This window comes from Pseudomonas sp. NPDC087342, assembly GCF_044744265.1.
Taxonomy (GTDB): domain Bacteria; phylum Pseudomonadota; class Gammaproteobacteria; order Pseudomonadales; family Pseudomonadaceae; genus Aquipseudomonas; species Aquipseudomonas nunensis.
Genome location: NZ_JBIUXZ010000003.1, coordinates 181,075 through 197,659, shown reverse-complemented (window position 1 = coordinate 197,659; position 16,585 = coordinate 181,075). Strand labels below are relative to the sequence as shown.

The window sequence follows — 16,585 nt, the reverse complement described above, 5'->3', positions numbered from 1 at the left end:
ATCTAGACGCCGCGCCATAAAGGCTGCCTCTTTTCAGCAAAGGCAAGAGGCCCCTCCCGACTGTCTTGGCTCGAGAGCCGAGCTTCTTCAGCTGGGTATCGCATGCGCATGGCTGTCGGAAGCGAGTAATTTAAACCCTGCATTACGCATTGCTTAGTCGAACGAACAGCGAGTGGCGCGCAAGCCAGGATATCGACCACCCACTCGTTTACTGCTTTATCCAGCTCTGCGGCGGGTACAACCTGGTTGACCAATCCAAGCTCATAACCGCGTTGAGCACTCATTGCCCGTCCGGTAAGTAGATAGCCCAGCGCCGCTTTAGTCCCAATTTGCCGAGGCAGGCGATGCACACCTCCGGCGGTTGCAATCAAGCCGCGTCGCGGCTCGGGCAAGCTAAGCTGCACGTGCTCGGCAGCCACGATGATGTCGCACGCCAAAGCTAATTCAAGCCCACCGCCATGAGCTGAACCGTTAAGGCGAGCAATCATGGGCTTTGAAAACTCAAAACGATCAGTGAGTCGGGTCGTTTGCCGCCATAACTGCGCTTCTTCCTCGCGCTCGGCGTCGCTGGCACCACTCATTGCTGCCAACTGCTTAAGATCACGTCCTGCGCTAAAAGCCTGATCTCCACTACCCGTCAGGATGCCGAGCCAGAGGTCTGGATCAGCCTCAAGCTCGTCACAGGCTTGGCTGAGTTCGTGATAAGTCTGCGGTGCGAGTGCGTTACGCACATGCGCTCGCTCGATCCGAATTATCAAAACGTGGCCGTGCCGCTCGGTGCTGATGTGCTTCATAACCCAAGCACCCGCTCGGCATTGCCATGGAAAAACTTTTCTAGCATTTCATCGGAGTAGCCCAACTCCCCCCATTCCTTGAAGAGTCGATCATGAGGAATGCTGGGATAGTCACTGCCAAACATAACTTTGTCCTTGAGCCGTCCGCGGATGTCGCGTTTTAGCGCTTCTGGCAGGTATTTGGGGGCCCATCCAGACATTTCCCAGAAAACGTTACCTTTATGTAGGGCGCAAACGGTCGTCTCATCGATCCACGGATACCCAGGGTGGGCCATGATGATAGTCATGTTGGGAAAGTCGGCCGCCAAGTTGTCTATCGAGGCCGGATGCGCATGCCGCGTCTTTGCGCCATGCCCTCCCGGCAGGCCTGCGCCCATCCCGGTCATTCCGACGTCAATCATAACCGGCACCTTCATGGCATTAATTTCTTCCCAGAGGGGGTAGTAGCGATGATCGTCGACGCTGAAATGTTGCATGATCGGATGGAAATGAAAACCGAGCATTTTCAGATCATGAATCGCATGCCTGGCTTCATCAATGGCCATTTGGCCTAACGCCGGTTCAACAGCACCCCAAGCTTGGATAATGCAGTCATGGCGGTCACGCATGCCTGCCACGTAGTCGTTGTCGCACGGCACAGTATTGATGGTTGTGCGTAAATCCAGCGCGACAAGTACGGCGTCAATCCCTGCGGTCTGGAACTCTTGAACGACCTCTTCCTCTGTCTTTGCCTTCCATTCCCGATGCCAATAAGCCGCGAGCGCTTCCGGGTATGGACCTTGCGAGTCAATCCAGCGTTGGGTATTAGGATAGCAATGGAGGTCAATTCGACGCATGATCTTGCCCTTTATTGTTTTGGATTATTTATGAACGCGTTCACTTTAAAAAGCGCATTGGTCTCTGTCAAGAGCAATATGGGCGGGGCGCCGTAGGTAGGGAAGATAAAGAGGGTGATAACGAATTAGGTATCGCTGGCATAGTTTTGCCATCTTTTCGCATCAGCATGACTGCATAGGATGGAATGGAAGATGCGTTGAAAATCTGATCGGTGGACAGCAGCTTTATTCGCTTTGTCGAGTGCAGCGAAACAAATAACAATAAAAAAATTTGGAGTCTGTATGTATAAGATTGCAGATACGAACCCGTCGAATGTCGCCCTCCAGCAGTCTCGACAGGAAGGCTTGAGGCTTGGAAATGGCAATTTCTACGGAGGCTGGAAGACCGCCTTAGCCTCAATGATCGGCCTGATGCTCGGTCCGAGCAGCCTTCTTGTTTTTTGTTTTGGCACTTTCATCATCCCTTTGGAACGCGAATTTAACTGGGGAATTGGCGCGATTTCCTTGGGTGGCACAGTCCTCACGGTAATGATCATCGTCAATTCTTTGATGGCCGGTTATTTAAGTGACCGAGTCGGTGCGCGTCAGTTGATTTTGGGGTCTATTCCGCTATTCGGTTTAGGCGTGATGGGTTTGTCGCTAATCAACTCAAGTCTGTGGACGTTTTACGGCGCACTGGCAGTGGTATCACTGCTGGGAGTGTCCCTCTGGCCGGTCACTTACAACCGCGTCACGGCGGGGTGGTTTGATCGCAACCTCGGTTTAAGTATGGGCATCGTGAACGCTGGCATCGGACTGGGGGCCGCTTTGTTACCGGTAGTGGCAGGTCTGATTACTGCGGCATATGGATGGCGCACGGCCTTTCTGGTCCTAGGAGGAACGTCGATCCTAGTGACTTGGCCTGTTGCCTTTTGGCTGTTGAAAGATGCGAGTGTCGAAGCTGGAAGCCGCGGCGGTAAAGTTGCCGCTTCAAATGTAGAGGTCAGCCTGGGGGAATCCTGGAATGATCGACAGCTTTGGTTGGTGCTATTCGGATTTTTTATCTTGGGTGCGGCTAGTTCGGGCGTGGTTGTGCACCAAGTTCGAATCCTCATGGATACCGGAATGAGCATGGCCCAAGCCGCAGCGATGCAATCAGTCCTCGGCATTGCGATGATTTTTGGGCGCATCTCCACTGGCTGGCTGTTAGATCGTGTTCATGTTTCTAAAATTATGGCGGGCATGTGTTTGGCAGCAGCATTGGCGCTACTGCTCCTTGCTTTAGGCGCGCCATGGGGTACGGCACCACTTTGTGCAGCTCTGGTCGGCCTAGTGATCGGCGCGGAATTCGATGTCTTGGGTTATTTGATCCCGCGATATTTTGGCCGACTGGCGTTCGGCAGTTTTTACGCGTTGGTCTACTCAGTATTTCAGGTAGCTGCTGCCTTAGCCATCGGCTTACTAGGGTGGTCGCGCAATCTTCAAGGCAACTACGCCATCGGATTGTTCATCATCGCCAGCATGCTGCTGGTCGGTGCCCAGGTCTTTTTTTTCATGGGTACTTATCGTAATCCACCGGGCCATCAGGTCGAACCTACTGCAGCAGGAAACACACAATAATGAGTACATTATCTGTCGAGCCATTTGAAATTACCCTTACGGACCGCCGAGGCCGTACATTGCGAGCCGACGTATTTTTACCCGAAGGTGAAGGTCCGTTTCCAACCCTATTGGCAGCTTCGCCTTACCAGAAGTCCTTGCGCCGGTTGCCTGTGCATTCCGTATTCGCCTTTGTAGAATACGGCCCTATGCAGCTTTATCTGGATGAAGGCTATGCGTATGTGATTCTCGATCTGCCGGGTTCCGGGCGCTCATCGGGGAACTGGGATCCCGTTTCTATCGAAGAAGGTAACGCAATTCACGATGCCATTGAGTACTGCGCGCGGATGCCATGGAGCACAGGCAGCATCGGCATGATCGGGCAATCTTATTTCTGCTGGAGTCAGTGGAATGCGGCGCGTACTCGGCCCCCACACTTGAAAACTATCGTTGCCTATGATGGGGCGACCGATCTCTACAGAGATTGGATGTACCACGGCGGCATCTCTGCCCAAGGTTTTCTGGGTACTTGGTTGATTGGTTCTGTGCTCCTCCAGCATCAGGCCGAAGGCCACGATATCCGAGGGGGAGGGCGGAATGAAGTGATGGCGGATATCCTCTCGCATACCCTTGATGATGAATGGCACAGACGTCGCTCTCCGTTTTGGGAACTGGATAAAGTGGATATCCCAGTATTCTCAATTGGCGTTTGGGGTAAGGCTGGATTGCACCTGCGTGGCAACGTCATGGGCTACAACAAAGTCAGTGGTCCAAAGCAACTACTGATCGCTGAGCCCGACAGCTTTAAGGGCGCGCAAGTGCTTTTCGCCGATGAGAGTTTTCATCGTGACGAAATCCTGCCTTGGTACGACTACCATCTCAAAGGCACCACCAACAACGTGATGGAGCGTCCGAATGTGCGCTATTACGTCAATGGCGCAGGCCGTTATGACCAAGCGACAACGTGGCCGCCAGAAAATGTACGAGCCAGTTCTTTCTACTTGAGTTCAGTGCGTAGCGGAGTGGTGGATTCGCTCAACGACGGTTCATTGGCTGACGCGCCGGTAACCGTTGAAAGGGACAGCACCAGTTGGTCTTACCCGGACCCGCAATGGGTTGCGGGCGTGACAACGTTCCAAAACGGCGTGCCAAATCACACTGCGCGCATCACTACCTTTACAACCCCTGTTTTCGATACGGAACGGGAATTTACAGGTCAGGGAGTACTGGTATTACATGCCAGTAGCGATCAGATAGACCTGGACCTTTTCGTCAAAGTCACGGTGTTACCAGTGCTGGGTCAACCAGGTGTACCTCGCAAGGTTACGCAAGGCTGGCTACGTGCGTCGCATCGCCACGAAGACCCGAAACTGACTCGCGAGATTCAGCCGTTCCACACTCATGACCGAATAGACCCGTTGGTGCCAGGCGAAGTCTATGAACTGCGCTTGGAATTGCTGCCAATGTCGTTTGTCGTCAAACCCGGTCAGCGGATCCGGTTGGAGATTACCAACCATGATTCAGCGCTGCTTGATCAGCCAATGACCCATTGGTATGGGCAGAAAGTTGGTACCGATACCTACTGGCATGACGCTGCATTTCCATCACGACTGATACTACAAGAGCGTCCTGCTGACTAATCTGGTCTACGATCGGTTCTCACTAAAACGTGGATTTTTCTGCTGTCGTCTTTGAAGTATTAAGGTTCGTGGAGTTTGGTGGGTTAATGCCAGCTGGTTAACCGGCTGGCATTATTTATTAAGTTATTTCACGGCACCAAGCGGTTGTGGTTAGTGAGACGCTCCATGCCAAGGCACAAGTTTTCTCTGCAAGGCGCGCAGGCCTATCTCCATGGCGAATGCGATCACTGCGATGACCAGAATCCCCAGCACCACCACATCGGTGACCAGGAACTGCGCGGCCGATTGCACCATGAAGCCCAAACCGCTGGTGGCGGCGATCAGCTCGGCGGCGACCAGGGTCGACCAACCCACCCCGAGGCCAATGCGCACACCGGTCAGAATATCCGGCAAGGCACTCGGCAGAATCACATGACGAATCAACTGCGCCCGGGTCGCGCCCAGGGACTGCGCGGCACGCAATTTTGCCGGGTCGACGGTACGCACGCCGGTAGCGGTCGCGATGGCAATCGGAGCGAAAATCGCCAGGTAGATCAGCAGGACTTTCGACAGCTCACCGATACCGCACCAGATCACGATCAGCGGCAGGTAGGCCAGCGGCGGAATCGGACGGTAGAACTCGATCAGCGGATCGAGCACGCCCCGGGCGATGCGATTGGCACCGATAGCGATGCCCACCGGCACTGCGGTCAGCACAGCGAAACCAAGGCCCAGGCCGATACGGCTCAGGCTCGCGCCCAAATGCTGCCACAGGGTCGAATCCATGTAGCCGGTGGTCACCAGCAGCCAGCCTTTTTGCAGCACGGCGGACGGCGGCGGCAGGAACAGTGGTTCGATCAGGCCGCTGGCGGTGACGACCCACCAGATGACAAGGAGCGCCACCAGGGTCAGCACGCTGATCCAGCGGGTGCTCAGGCTGCGACGCACGGGAATGACTGTGGCACCGGGTTTTACCGCCGCCGCAGGGATTTCATAGCTGCTCATGCGCGCTCCTGCCGCTGGGCGGCGCTGCGTTGGGAGAACACTTTGGCGAGCACGTGTTCGCGGGTTTCGATGAAGCGCGGGTCGGATTTGATCGCGCGCGCCGACTCACCGGCGGCGTAACGCTGGCCGAAGTCCAGGTGCAGGCGTTCTACGATCTGCCCCGGGTTCGGTGCCAGCAGAATCAGGTCAGTGGCGAGGAACACCGCTTCTTCAATGTCGTGGGTGATCAGGAACACCGGTTTGGCGGTACGCCGCCAGACTTGCAGCAGCAACTCTTGCATCTGTTCGCGGGTGAACGCATCGAGGGCGCCGAAGGGTTCGTCCATCAGCAACACACGTGGATCAGCAGCGAGGGCGCGGGCCAGGCCGACACGTTGCTTCTGGCCGCCCGAGAGCTGCCAGATACGCCGCTGTTCGAAACCGGAAAGGTCGACCAGCGCGAGCATTTCCCGGGCGCGGATTTCGCGTTTTTCCCGGGACACGCCGGCCAGCTCCAGGCCGAAGCCGACGTTGGCCAACACGTCCTGCCAAGGCAGCAGGGCATCGTCCTGGAACACCACGCCACGTTCGGCGCTGGGGCCTTTGACCGGTACACCATCAAGGGTAATGCGCCCGGCGCTGGGCTCGACGAAACCGGCAATCAGGTTCAACAGCGAAGTCTTGCCACTGCCGGACGGGCCGAGGGCGACCAGCAATTGCTGGGGCCCCAGGCTCAGGGAAATATCCGCCAGCACCGGTTCCGGGCTGCCAGGGTACTGTGCGCTGATGCGCTCCAGCTGTAGCAAAGCCATCGCGATTAACTCCCGATCAGTTGGTGATGAACTTGGCGCTGACGTACGGCGCGTAGTCCGGCAGTACCGCTTCGACCTTGCCTTGCTCCTTGAGGAACACGGCGGTGTCGGTGATGGCCTTGGTGGTCGGCGCGCCCAGGGTCACGACCTGGTCAGCGGCCAGCGGGTAGACGTTGCCTTGCAGCAGCAATGGAATGTCGCTGGCCTTGGCACCGGAGAGCTTCACCAGTTTGTCGACGTTGGATTGATTGGCGAGCCAGGCTTTCGGATCCTTGCGGTAGTCGGCGTAGGCGTCCAGGGTCACCTTGGCGAACGCGGTGACGATTTCCGGGTGTTTCTCGGCGAAATCCTTGCGCACGATCCAGGCATCGAACGTCGGCGCGCCGAACTTGGCCAGTTCGCCGGAGGTGATCAACACCTTGCCATTTTCCTTGGCTACACCGAGGGCCGGGTCCCAAACGTAGGTGGCGTCGATGTCACCGCGTTTCCAGGCCGCGACGATGGCCGGTGGAGCGAGGTTGAGGATGGTGACTTTCGACGGGTCTATGTTCCAGTGCTTCAGCGCCGCCAGCAGGCTGTAGTGGCCGGTGGAAACGAAGGGCACGGCGACTTTCTTGCCGATCAGGTCTTGCGGCGTCTTGATGCCGGAACCGTCGCGCGCCACCAGGGCTTCAGCTGCACCAATCTGTGTGGCTATAAGGAAGGTTTCAACCGGAACTTTGCGGGTAATTGCAGCGGTCAGGGGGCTGGATCCGAGGTAGCCAATCTGCACGTCGCCGGAAGCGATGGCCGTGATGACATCTGCACCGTTGTCGAATTTGCGCCAGTCGATTTTAGCATTGGTGGCCTTTTCGTAAGCGCCGTCGGCCTGAGCAACTTTCGCCGGGTCGACAGTGGTCTGGTAGGCGACGGTGACGTCAGCCGCTTGGGCAAACAGACTCGCTGCAGCCAAGGATACCGCTGCCAGTAAGTGAAGAGGGAAGTGCAGTTTCATTGGGAAGCTCCTATTCAGACAGCGAAGTAGTCTGTGTGAAAGGAGAATAATCGATATAAAAACCTTAAAATAAATAACTTTATAGAATATACATATGAATGTTTTTAGTCCGTCGGTTTAGACTTTTTGAGGCTCGGAAGCGGTTGCAAACGGGATCGCCTACAGCCCACTCGTAGCCCTTGGACTGCCCGAGGTGCCTTGACGTAACGAAAGCTCACAGCGAACAAGACAGGCTTATCCCATCGTTTTAAGTATTATCTTCGGTAAGCGCCCATCGAAATTACACCTTCCAGAATCTGGTCGGCATTCACTGATGCGGCAGCGCTGGAGTTACCTCGGCAGTTGGGGGCTGCATAAGGCATACGGTTCCTTTCACGCGAGCTAAATAGAAAGTTCGATCGGATCGTCGCGGCTATTGGCAAAAGCCGTGCTTTTACTGAATTTAGAAATTTTCAGATAGAAGGACTCTGGCGCGAGCAGCAGGCTATGCGGTAAAACTCAATTCCTATGACGACATACGGCCAGAAGTCGTACATCCAATGCCTGACTGTCGCGGCCACGATTAATGAAGCACTGATAGGTTGATTCGGCTTCCTATGCCATCTCACCTTCAGGCGTTGAGTTGGCAGGAGCCGAAGCCGCAGCCTAAATGGCGACAAAGCTACTTGAGTTGTCCGAGCGGCCTGCGGAGCTTTGTTCAGATCTTCTTCCTGAATCTCCTTAACCACATAATTTTCGTCCTTCTAAATGGCGCCTCGCTCTTTCATGCTGGCAATCCGACAAAGTTGTATGCGCCTGAAGAATATGTCCGCCGCTTGAAAGCACCTGGTGACCATGCTGTACGAATAATTGACCAGAGCTTAGTGGTCTCTCGGACGGCGATATTACCGAAAAAAACCAAATCAGATGCATTTCCGTCAGCCTTGCAGAAGATGCAGGTAGGTTTCGTGAGATTCTCTGAGAATGGCATTTTCAGCCCTAAGCCGCGCCAGTTCACTTTCAAGTCATAGGTTGCTTGGCAGTAGCGGTGAGGGGATGCCCGTTAAGTGCGGCGCCCAATCTGGTGCCTAAGGCTTGACGGAAGCAGCGGGGCAGCCTAACCCCGACCAACAATCTTTGCGAAACTCACTGACTAGTTTTTGAAATCGTTGTTTAAGTGCGGCGGATTTGCTGTGAAATTGGTGTTCCCAAGATTAGAGTAGATTATCGTCTCTTGGCGCAGCGAGGGAACAAACCTATACGTATTGACAATCTTCAAACCCTTAAAGCATGAACCCGGAAACTAAGGTGTTGGCATAACCACGAACTGGCGCGTTCAGTTACCGTAGCGGGTCGTCGCCTGTAGCGACGCAAAAGCGATCCCTGCCTTCCTGCTTAGCTGCATAGAGCATTTTGTCTGCAGAGTGGATCAGGACGGCTGCGGTTACATTTTGCTCGGCTGGCTTACCACCAGCAATGCCTGCGCTGGCAGTTACGTGACCGAGCGGGTGACCTAAATGCTCTATGCCTAATGATCGAATTGCCTCCAGTATGTCCTGAGCCACCAACGCAGCTCCACGGGTATCTGTATTTGGTAGCAATACGGAAAACTCCTCTCCACCATACCTAACTGCGAGATCACCTGGCCGTTTTACCGCTTGGGAAATCGCCGTTCCTACAGCTCTCAGGCAATCGTCACCGGCTGCGTGCCCATATGTATCGTTGTAGCGCTTAAAGTAGTCAACGTCGATCATAATCAAAGAGAGTGTCGAGCATTGCCGCCTGGCCAACCGAATCTCGTCGACTAGGGCGCTGTCCAAACGACGACGGTTGCCTAATCCGGTGAGACTGTCAGTCAATGCCATATCTCTCATGGCCTGGTGTGCCAGACGTAAATCCCTTTCCGCCACCATCCTCTGTCGGAGCTGATTTAATACAATCAGTCCGAAGACAGTGAGTGCACAAATTAGAAAGAACAAGACGACTCCGGTTTTAAACAGGTCCCAACGCCAAGGGGCGATTATGGATTCCCGAGAGAGGCCTGCTTCGACGACGAGAGGATATGTTGTTAAGGCCCTGTAGCCATACAAGCGCTCGGTGTCATCCACCACGGCTTTGACCTCAGCGATGCCTTCGTTATGGATTGGTAGGTAGGTCTTAAAAATCGCACTGTTCGCTAGGCTTTGGCCAACGACGGATACGATGAACGGGCGGCGGACCAGGATTGTTCCACTGCGAAGAGCTAGCACCAGCGCGCCCTTGTCATCGATTTTGAAATCGCCGTAGTAGTCAACGAAATAGCTGACCTTAACGGTCCCAAGCAGCACCCCTGCGAAGGAGCCATCAGGGTTGTTCAAACGGCGAGAAATAGGGATGATTAGTTCGTCGGTGGATTTGCTTTTCAAGACCTCACCGATGCGAACATTTCGATCAGTATGAGCGCGGTGATATTGGAAATAATCGCGGTCTGCGTTGTTTACAGGATCTGGAATGACCTCTTTATCCGTGACGATCCAATTTCCATCTGGACCATAAATAAAAAGGCCATGCAACTGCGGCATTAGTTTGGCCTGCTGAACCAACAAATTGTGGATGCGGGGTACGTTAATACTTTGCAATCCGTCGCCTTCTATCCGTTCACCAAGAGCCGCGGTCAACACGTCTACTTGTCGAATGGCATCCTCTGCATGCTGCGCCGTTGCCCTGGCGAGATTCGTGACAGAGTCACGGGCGGATGCGAAAGCAGAATGATAGTCGCGCCAGGTACGCCATCCCTCTACTCCCAGGAACGCCAGTATCACCGTTAACATGAAGATCAGTGTGAGGCGCAAGGTGGCTCCAGCGCTTACAGCTTTGACTGAATCAGGTTCCGCGGCGCCATGCACCTCCCTGTCTGTCCGTTTGAGTCCGAGCATGCGAGTGTCCTTATGCTGACATGCTGTACGCACCTTGTGCTTAACCGAACGGCATGTAGAAACCACGGCATGGAAAAAACACGAAAAGCTGAAGATAAATGCCTTTCCTATCTTGTAAAGCCATGATTTATTGAATGAAGTTTCTGGCCTTTTTGAGTGCCAAAGATATCACAAGGCAGGATCATCAAGCGGCTTGAATGGCTCTTGTCAGGCGAAACTCTAGGGCGCCCAAGACCCCATGGTCGAATCTGCTGCATGATGTGGTTGTGATCGATAGGCACCGCGCCGTCTTCCCGATAATGTGACATTCCGGCCAGCGTTTCGAGCTGTAATCCAGAGTCTTGGCGAGGATCACGCCCTCATGCGCCAGCTCCCACTAGGCGATCAGGAGTATCCAATACTGGTCAAAAAATCGCGCGATTGGCCGCCGTAATATAAAACCCGCAGATTCCAATTCTTTCTATCCGTTAACCTATAACGTAGTGGATAGCACAGCCGTCGCCTGGAAATTCGTTAAACTTGTGGGAGGCTGTCTTCATTTCAAGCCAATAAACATTGATTGGTGAGTTAGCGGGAATATTGTGTCCGTACCGCGTATTGCTTGAACTCGCAGGGTTTTGGATCAGTGAAGCTCCGAGTTTTTAACTTAAAGTTTCTGCCGCTATTAGTGGCACTGAATCGCATGATGCGTTGCGATTAATATAGCCTGATCTTATACCTGAGTTGAACTAAAAAAGGTCATAAAGTGCATAGCATGCGTATGGCTTCTTTATAGGTATTAATAATAAATAGCATTTATTTAGTCGCAATCATGTATTTCGAAGAAGTGCCAATGTATTAGTTGAGTTCGCAAGTGGCCTTGCAAGTCAAAAAATATCGAAAAGCAAATGGAATTTATTTGGATGCAGGCAATCAAAAAAACAATGTTAAAAATGTAATCAGAATCTAAACTGTTTCTCGATGAGCGTCAGCTACACATATGAGGAAGCCAGGATGAACAACTCTATCGTATCTGGTGCTTATAGAACCGCTCGTACCACGATCTCGATTTGCGTTTTTTCCATAGCTACTCTTCTCATCGCCTTCGTCGGCCAGCGCTTGCTGTTTGAACAAGCTTTCCGTGCAGCATCCGAATTATCGGCTTCGGCAATGTCCGCTGCGGCAGATATTATCCTTGCTGATGAACGTCTTACGATGTCGGCTAATATGGCAGCCCAGACAGGCGAGCGGCGCTGGATCGACCGATATAACTCTTATATTCCAGAAATCGACAATGCAATCAAGATCGCAACCGCAATAGCATCTCCACAGGTGGCCGAGCTTCTTGAACGAGAAACCAAACTGGCTAACGATATGCTTGTGGAGATGGAGCGTCGATCGTTCGTGGCTGTCCAGGAAGGCGACTTAGCTCGCGCCAAGATGATTCTCGATAGTGAGGCATACCTGCAAGAAAAGAACATTCTCAAAGATGGTAGCAACCGTTTTCTTAACAGCGTGATTGACGCGACTAGGAATAGAATGGAAACAGTTCAGTTTCTGGGAAACGTTGCGTTGCTGACACTGTTGAGCATCAGTATTTTGGCTGGAGGTCTGTTTTGGGCGCTGACAAGTCGACGTATTAATGCATCCGAAACAAGCAACCTGATTGCAGAAGACAAGCTGAATTTTATGGCGCGGCATGACGAATTAACCTCTTTACCTAATCGTGGGACTTTTATCGAGCTTTTGACAGTTTTTCTTGAAAAGCAAAGACGTGTTTCTGACGGTTTAGTTGCCGTTGCGATGGTCGATATCGATCACTTCAAAGATATCAATGACACGCTGGGCCATAAGTTCGGAGATGAACTAATCAGGCTGGTGCCCGAACGGTTCCGGTTGGGCTTACCAAACGGTGCTGTGCTAGCGCGGTTTGGTGGTGATGAATTTGCTATAGCCTTAGCAGTTAAAAGTGGAAAAGAAGCTAGAGAAGACTTCAAAAAACTAGTTCATTGTTTTTCTGAACCGCTCGATATCAACGGCCATTTACTATCTATCACCATAAGTGTTGGCGTGGCTTTGTCACCCACTGATGCAAAAATGCCTGATGAGCTTTTACGTTTTGCAGACATTGCTCTGTACGAAGCTAAAACTCAGGGGCGCAATCGCATGCACATGTTTGTGCCTTTGCTTGATGAGCGTAAACGCGAGCGTATGCAGACCGAGTCCTATTTACGTGTAGCACTCGAAAATGACGAGTTCGAGTTGTACTATCAGCCATTGTTCTCCCCAGATGGAAAAACCGTCACCGAGTTAGAGGCTCTCATTCGTTGGCATCATCCTGGGCGCGGCACCATATCTCCAGCACATTTCATTCCTATAGCCGAGCAGTCTGGCCTTATCGTGCCCATCGGAACGTGGGTAATAAAGCGCGCTTTTGAGGACTCATTACGTTGGCCTCAACTTCGAATTGCCATCAATATTTCGCCAGCACAACTTCGTGAACCTAGCTTTTTCGGTTCACTGCAACGCTTAGTTCTATCAACGGAAGTCGATCCACGACGATTCGATCTCGAAATTACCGAAGGGGTTTTACTTGAAAATAATCGGCGGGTACACCGATTGCTAAACGACCTACATGGATTAGGATTCGGTATATCTCTCGACGACTTCGGCACCGGATATTCTTCGCTCAGTTATTTGCGAAGCTACCCCTTTACCAATCTCAAGATTGATCGGAGCTTTATTAAAAGTATTGACACATCTACTCAGGCTGCACAAATCGTCCATTCGATCATAAGTCTCGGGCGGGCTCTCGGGTTGAGTGTCACCGCAGAGGGCGTTGAAACTATAGGGCAACATCAATTTCTCGAAGCCGCTGGTTGTCAGAAAATGCAGGGTTTCTTGTTTGGTGGAGCGCAATCCCCTGGTGAAATAGATCATTTACTAGCGACACAGGAACAAACACCAATATCTATGAAAATCGACATTTGTTGAAGTTGTCCAGTATATGTTGCCAAGAAGCAAGGCGAAGTGGCCGAAATCTAATCAAGATACATTTTTTCAGGCGTGCTTCTCATGATCCGTCTATCTGTCGGGCGGTACGGTAACCAATGAAAGTCCAGCTGTGTAGATAGGTATCACTCTTAATGGTAGTCACCGATATTTCAGAACATTCCCGTGATGCACTCTGACCGTTTTTTTACAGAATGATCTATTTTGGTCACCCCGTACGTGGATCAATGACCATCTCATTTTAGTCGCCAGATATCGCGGGATCCTTGCTCGTGGTCAAGCCTTAGCACTCACTTCTCGATTAAGGCCTGTCAATAATTTTGAGTGTTTGCTAGAGATCGTTCGGTCATTCTCACCAAAAATCGGTCAATGGCATATGCAGTGCACCCCTATCCGGTCATTAAGAGGCTGTAAATCAACAGATAGGCTTGATCATGACGAAACCCTTCCCGAATCAGACCGATGCTTACGACGTAGTAGTCGTCGGCGCTGGCGTCGTGGGATGCGCAATGGTGCGGCGATTTACCTTGGAAGGCGCGCGCGTCCTCCTCCTAGAGAAAAGTCCGGACATTCTTTCAGGTGCAAGTAAAGGTAACAGCGCTATTTTGCATACGGGGTTCGACGCACCGACTGGCAGTCTTGAACTTCAATGCATGAAGGATGGCTACCGCGAATACCTGGACATCCACGCGAAGATGTCGCTACCTCTGCTGCGCAGTGGCGCGATGGTAGTCGCTTGGAATGAGGATGATCTCCAAAAGCTAAGCGGCATAGTTCAGCAAGCGCATGATAACGGTATTGCAGATGTTTCTTTAATTGATCGTAGTCGTTTGCGTACCCTAGAACCGAGCTTGGCACTCGGAGCGTTAGGAGCTGTGGAAGTCCCAGGCGAGTTTTTGATCGACCCGTGGTCGGCCCCATTGGGATATCTGCTTCAAGCGCTCATGCATGGCGCGGAGGTCCGATTCAAAACCGAAGTCATTGGCGGTGAGTTTGATGGCGAGTTTTGGTCGCTTGATACAACCAATGGCTCGATTCGAGGCAGAACAATCATAAACTGCGCAGGGTTGTTTGGTGACCTACTTGAGAAAAAGGTTCTCGGCGACTCGTCCTTCTCCATCCATCCTCGCAAGGGTCAATTTGTCGTGTTTGACAAAGCTGCCGCGCGATACCTCACGAATATCATATTGCCAGTTCCAAACGAGCGTACCAAAGGTATTGTCTTGACCAAGACCGTCTATGGCAATCTTCTCGTTGGGCCTACGGCTGAGGAGCAGGAAGATCGTGTTCATGCTCGTTTAGACAGCGACGTTCTTCGACAGTTGGTGGATGCTGCTGTTGAACGTATTCCTGCGCTTGAGGGAATGCCTGTCACAGCAACCTACGCAGCACTGCGGCCCGCAAGTGAGAAGAAAGAGTATCAAGTGCGTCGAGTCGAAGGTAAGAATTGGTTTACCGTTGGCGGCATTCGATCTACAGGCCTAACGGCAGCACTGGGTATCGCAAAGCACGTTTTCAGTCTTTACGAAGGTCGTCACAGATCGATCACGACGTCAGATCTTCAATGGCCATTACTTCCTAACTTAGCCGAGCACTTGCCACGAGATTATCAACGGCCGGGCTACGGTGAAATCGTTTGTCATTGCGAAATGGTTACACTTCGCGAAATCAAGAATGCAATGGTCAGTGTACTTCCGCCTGGTGACTTGGGTGGGTTGAAGCGTCGGACACGTGCCTGCATGGGCCGGTGCCAAGGTTTTTATTGCGGCGCTCGGGTAGCAGAGCTAAGTGCTGGCCATCTGGCAATTCCCCTTGCTACAGGTGTTTGTCATGAATCCCATTGAAATCGAAAAAGTTGATGTCGCCATTATTGGAGGTGGACCTTCAGGGCTTTCGGCTGCGATCGAATTGCGCAAGCTTGGTGTACATAAAGTCGTGGTTATTGAGCGTGAGCCTGAGGCTGGAGGCGTACCTCGACACTGTGGCCACCCACCTTTTGGATTCTGGGAATACGGCAGAATTTATACAGGTCCTGACTATGCCAAGCGAAACGTAGCGGAGGCGCTGAAGGCTGGTGTGGATATTCGGGTTAAGCATTCTGTAACAAAGCTGGGGAGTGGGGGGCGCTTGGAGGTTGTAAGTCCTGAAAAAGCGATGGTCATTCGCGCAAGTAGGGTACTTATTGCGACGGGAGCGAGAGAAACTCCTCGTTCGGCCCGCCTTGTGGGGGGGGATCGACCACTCGGTGTAATCAATACGGGTGCATTCCAATCCTATCTGTACTTGGAACACCTTAAGCCTTTTAACCGACCTTTGATTGTGGGGACAGAACTTGTAAGTCTCTCTTCAATCATGAGTTGCCGGCGTGCAGGGATCAAACCCGTAGCAATGATCGAGGCAAACAATCGTGCAACCGCCCGTTGGCCATTGTCGCTTTTCCCTAGGCTGTGCGGCGTACCTATGCATTTTGGCGCGCAGTTACTGGAGATTCACGGCACCGGTCGAGTAGAGGGCGCCAGTGTCCGTTTAAGTGATGGGAGCACCAGGGAAATTGACTGTGATGGTGTGTTGCTTACCGGAGGCTTTGTTCCCGAATCAAGTCTCGTCCGGTTAAGCGAATTGAAGCTGGATCTAAAAAGCGGTGGGCCTGAAATTGATCAATATGGCCGCTGCTCCGATCCCATTTACTTTGCTGCGGGGAATCTGTTACGCCCGATTGAAACAGCTGGTTGGTCATTCCGCGAGGGCCGAAAAATAGCTGCGATGATCGTCCGTGATCTACATCGTCAGCTTCCGGTCGCAGACCGAACGATAAACATTATCACTAAGGGCGAATTGAAGCTGTGCGTACCGCAACGGTTGAGTCTTTCTTCTGTAGAAGGAATTAAACACCTTCAATTGCGTGTCAATAGGCAGGCTAGGGGGCGTTTGGTTGTGCGAGCAGACGGTGAGGAGCTTTGGTCTCGTTCAACAAGCTTCCTACCGGAGCGGCGAATTCTCATACCCATCTCCAGTTTGAATGTGCCCAAAGGCGCAAAGCAACTCGAAGTCGACTTCGTCGGCCAATAACAAGAAACCTGCCG

At 52.4% G+C, this 16,585-nt stretch carries 11 protein-coding genes; 5 read left to right on the top strand and 6 right to left on the bottom strand.

Features of this window, described 5'->3' with window-relative positions; translation table 11 throughout:
• Window positions 1-2: 2 nt before the first annotated feature.
• Complete coding sequence (locus ACIOYV_RS11295; protein WP_401323697.1) at window positions 3-794, bottom strand: enoyl-CoA hydratase-related protein; 792 nt, start codon at window positions 792-794, stop codon at window positions 3-5.
• Window positions 791-1,630: an amidohydrolase family protein gene (locus ACIOYV_RS11290; protein ID WP_401323695.1), complete on the bottom strand. Its 840-nt coding sequence runs from the start codon at window positions 1,628-1,630 to the stop codon at window positions 791-793. The genes ACIOYV_RS11295 and ACIOYV_RS11290 overlap by 4 nt, the downstream gene beginning before the upstream one ends.
• Window positions 1,631-1,912: 282 nt before the next feature.
• On the opposite strand from ACIOYV_RS11290, the gene ACIOYV_RS11285 reads away from it, so the two are divergent.
• Both ACIOYV_RS11285 and ACIOYV_RS11280 read left to right on the top strand, forming a co-directional pair.
• Window positions 1,913-3,229: an MFS transporter gene (locus tag ACIOYV_RS11285; RefSeq protein ID WP_401323694.1), complete on the top strand. Its 1,317-nt coding sequence runs from the start codon at window positions 1,913-1,915 to the stop codon at window positions 3,227-3,229.
• On the top strand, window positions 3,229-4,848 hold the full coding sequence (locus ACIOYV_RS11280; RefSeq protein ID WP_401323692.1) for a CocE/NonD family hydrolase: 1,620 nt from the start codon (window positions 3,229-3,231) through the stop codon (window positions 4,846-4,848). Before ACIOYV_RS11285 ends, ACIOYV_RS11280 begins: the two co-directional genes overlap by 1 nt.
• A 150-nt stretch (window positions 4,849-4,998) precedes the next feature.
• Here the strand turns inward: ACIOYV_RS11280 and tauC are convergent, their stop codons facing one another.
• From tauC to ACIOYV_RS11260, 4 genes are all read right to left on the bottom strand, one after another.
• Window positions 4,999-5,832, bottom strand: coding sequence for a taurine ABC transporter permease TauC (gene tauC / locus ACIOYV_RS11275; RefSeq protein ID WP_401323690.1), 834 nt, complete (start codon window positions 5,830-5,832; stop codon window positions 4,999-5,001).
• Window positions 5,829-6,623, bottom strand: a complete 795-nt coding sequence (gene tauB, locus ACIOYV_RS11270) for a taurine ABC transporter ATP-binding subunit (protein WP_401323689.1) — start codon at window positions 6,621-6,623, stop codon at window positions 5,829-5,831. Before tauB ends, tauC begins: the two co-directional genes overlap by 4 nt.
• Before the next feature lie 16 nt (window positions 6,624-6,639).
• Complete coding sequence (gene tauA / locus ACIOYV_RS11265) at window positions 6,640-7,617, bottom strand: taurine ABC transporter substrate-binding protein (protein WP_401323688.1); 978 nt, start codon at window positions 7,615-7,617, stop codon at window positions 6,640-6,642.
• Window positions 7,618-8,936: 1,319 nt separating this feature from the next.
• Entirely contained in the window at window positions 8,937-10,511 is a 1,575-nt protein-coding gene (locus ACIOYV_RS11260; protein ID WP_401323686.1) for a diguanylate cyclase, read from the bottom strand.
• Between the two features lie 993 nt (window positions 10,512-11,504).
• Between ACIOYV_RS11260 and ACIOYV_RS11255 the strand changes: the two genes are divergently transcribed.
• The 3 genes from ACIOYV_RS11255 to ACIOYV_RS11245 all read left to right on the top strand — a co-directional run bounded on the left by ACIOYV_RS11255 (window position 11,505) and on the right by ACIOYV_RS11245 (window position 16,571).
• Window positions 11,505-13,484 carry a putative bifunctional diguanylate cyclase/phosphodiesterase gene (locus tag ACIOYV_RS11255; RefSeq protein WP_401323684.1) on the top strand — a complete coding sequence of 660 codons (1,980 nt, stop codon included), beginning with the start codon at window positions 11,505-11,507 and terminating at the stop codon, window positions 13,482-13,484.
• A gap of 452 nt (window positions 13,485-13,936) precedes the next feature.
• Window positions 13,937-15,346, top strand: coding sequence for an NAD(P)/FAD-dependent oxidoreductase (locus ACIOYV_RS11250; protein WP_401323683.1), 1,410 nt, complete (start codon window positions 13,937-13,939; stop codon window positions 15,344-15,346).
• The gene (locus tag ACIOYV_RS11245) at window positions 15,333-16,571 is read left to right on the top strand and encodes an NAD(P)/FAD-dependent oxidoreductase (RefSeq protein WP_401323682.1); all 1,239 of its coding nucleotides are present in this window, start codon (window positions 15,333-15,335) and stop codon (window positions 16,569-16,571) included. The genes ACIOYV_RS11250 and ACIOYV_RS11245 overlap by 14 nt, the downstream gene beginning before the upstream one ends.
• Window positions 16,572-16,585: the final 14 nt, after the last annotated feature.

Coding starts and splice junctions, on each gene's coding strand:
- ACIOYV_RS11295 (WP_401323697.1), bottom strand. CDS start 794: ATGAAGCACATCAGCACCGAGCGGCACGGCCACGTTTTGATAATTCGG.
- ACIOYV_RS11290 (WP_401323695.1), bottom strand. CDS start 1,630: ATGCGTCGAATTGACCTCCATTGCTATCCTAATACCCAACGCTGGATT.
- ACIOYV_RS11285 (WP_401323694.1), top strand. CDS start 1,913: ATGTATAAGATTGCAGATACGAACCCGTCGAATGTCGCCCTCCAGCAG.
- ACIOYV_RS11280 (WP_401323692.1), top strand. CDS start 3,229: ATGAGTACATTATCTGTCGAGCCATTTGAAATTACCCTTACGGACCGC.
- tauC (WP_401323690.1), bottom strand. CDS start 5,832: ATGAGCAGCTATGAAATCCCTGCGGCGGCGGTAAAACCCGGTGCCACA.
- tauB (WP_401323689.1), bottom strand. CDS start 6,623: ATGGCTTTGCTACAGCTGGAGCGCATCAGCGCACAGTACCCTGGCAGC.
- tauA (WP_401323688.1), bottom strand. CDS start 7,617: ATGAAACTGCACTTCCCTCTTCACTTACTGGCAGCGGTATCCTTGGCT.
- ACIOYV_RS11260 (WP_401323686.1), bottom strand. CDS start 10,511: ATGCTCGGACTCAAACGGACAGACAGGGAGGTGCATGGCGCCGCGGAA.
- ACIOYV_RS11255 (WP_401323684.1), top strand. CDS start 11,505: ATGAACAACTCTATCGTATCTGGTGCTTATAGAACCGCTCGTACCACG.
- ACIOYV_RS11250 (WP_401323683.1), top strand. CDS start 13,937: ATGACGAAACCCTTCCCGAATCAGACCGATGCTTACGACGTAGTAGTC.
- ACIOYV_RS11245 (WP_401323682.1), top strand. CDS start 15,333: ATGAATCCCATTGAAATCGAAAAAGTTGATGTCGCCATTATTGGAGGT.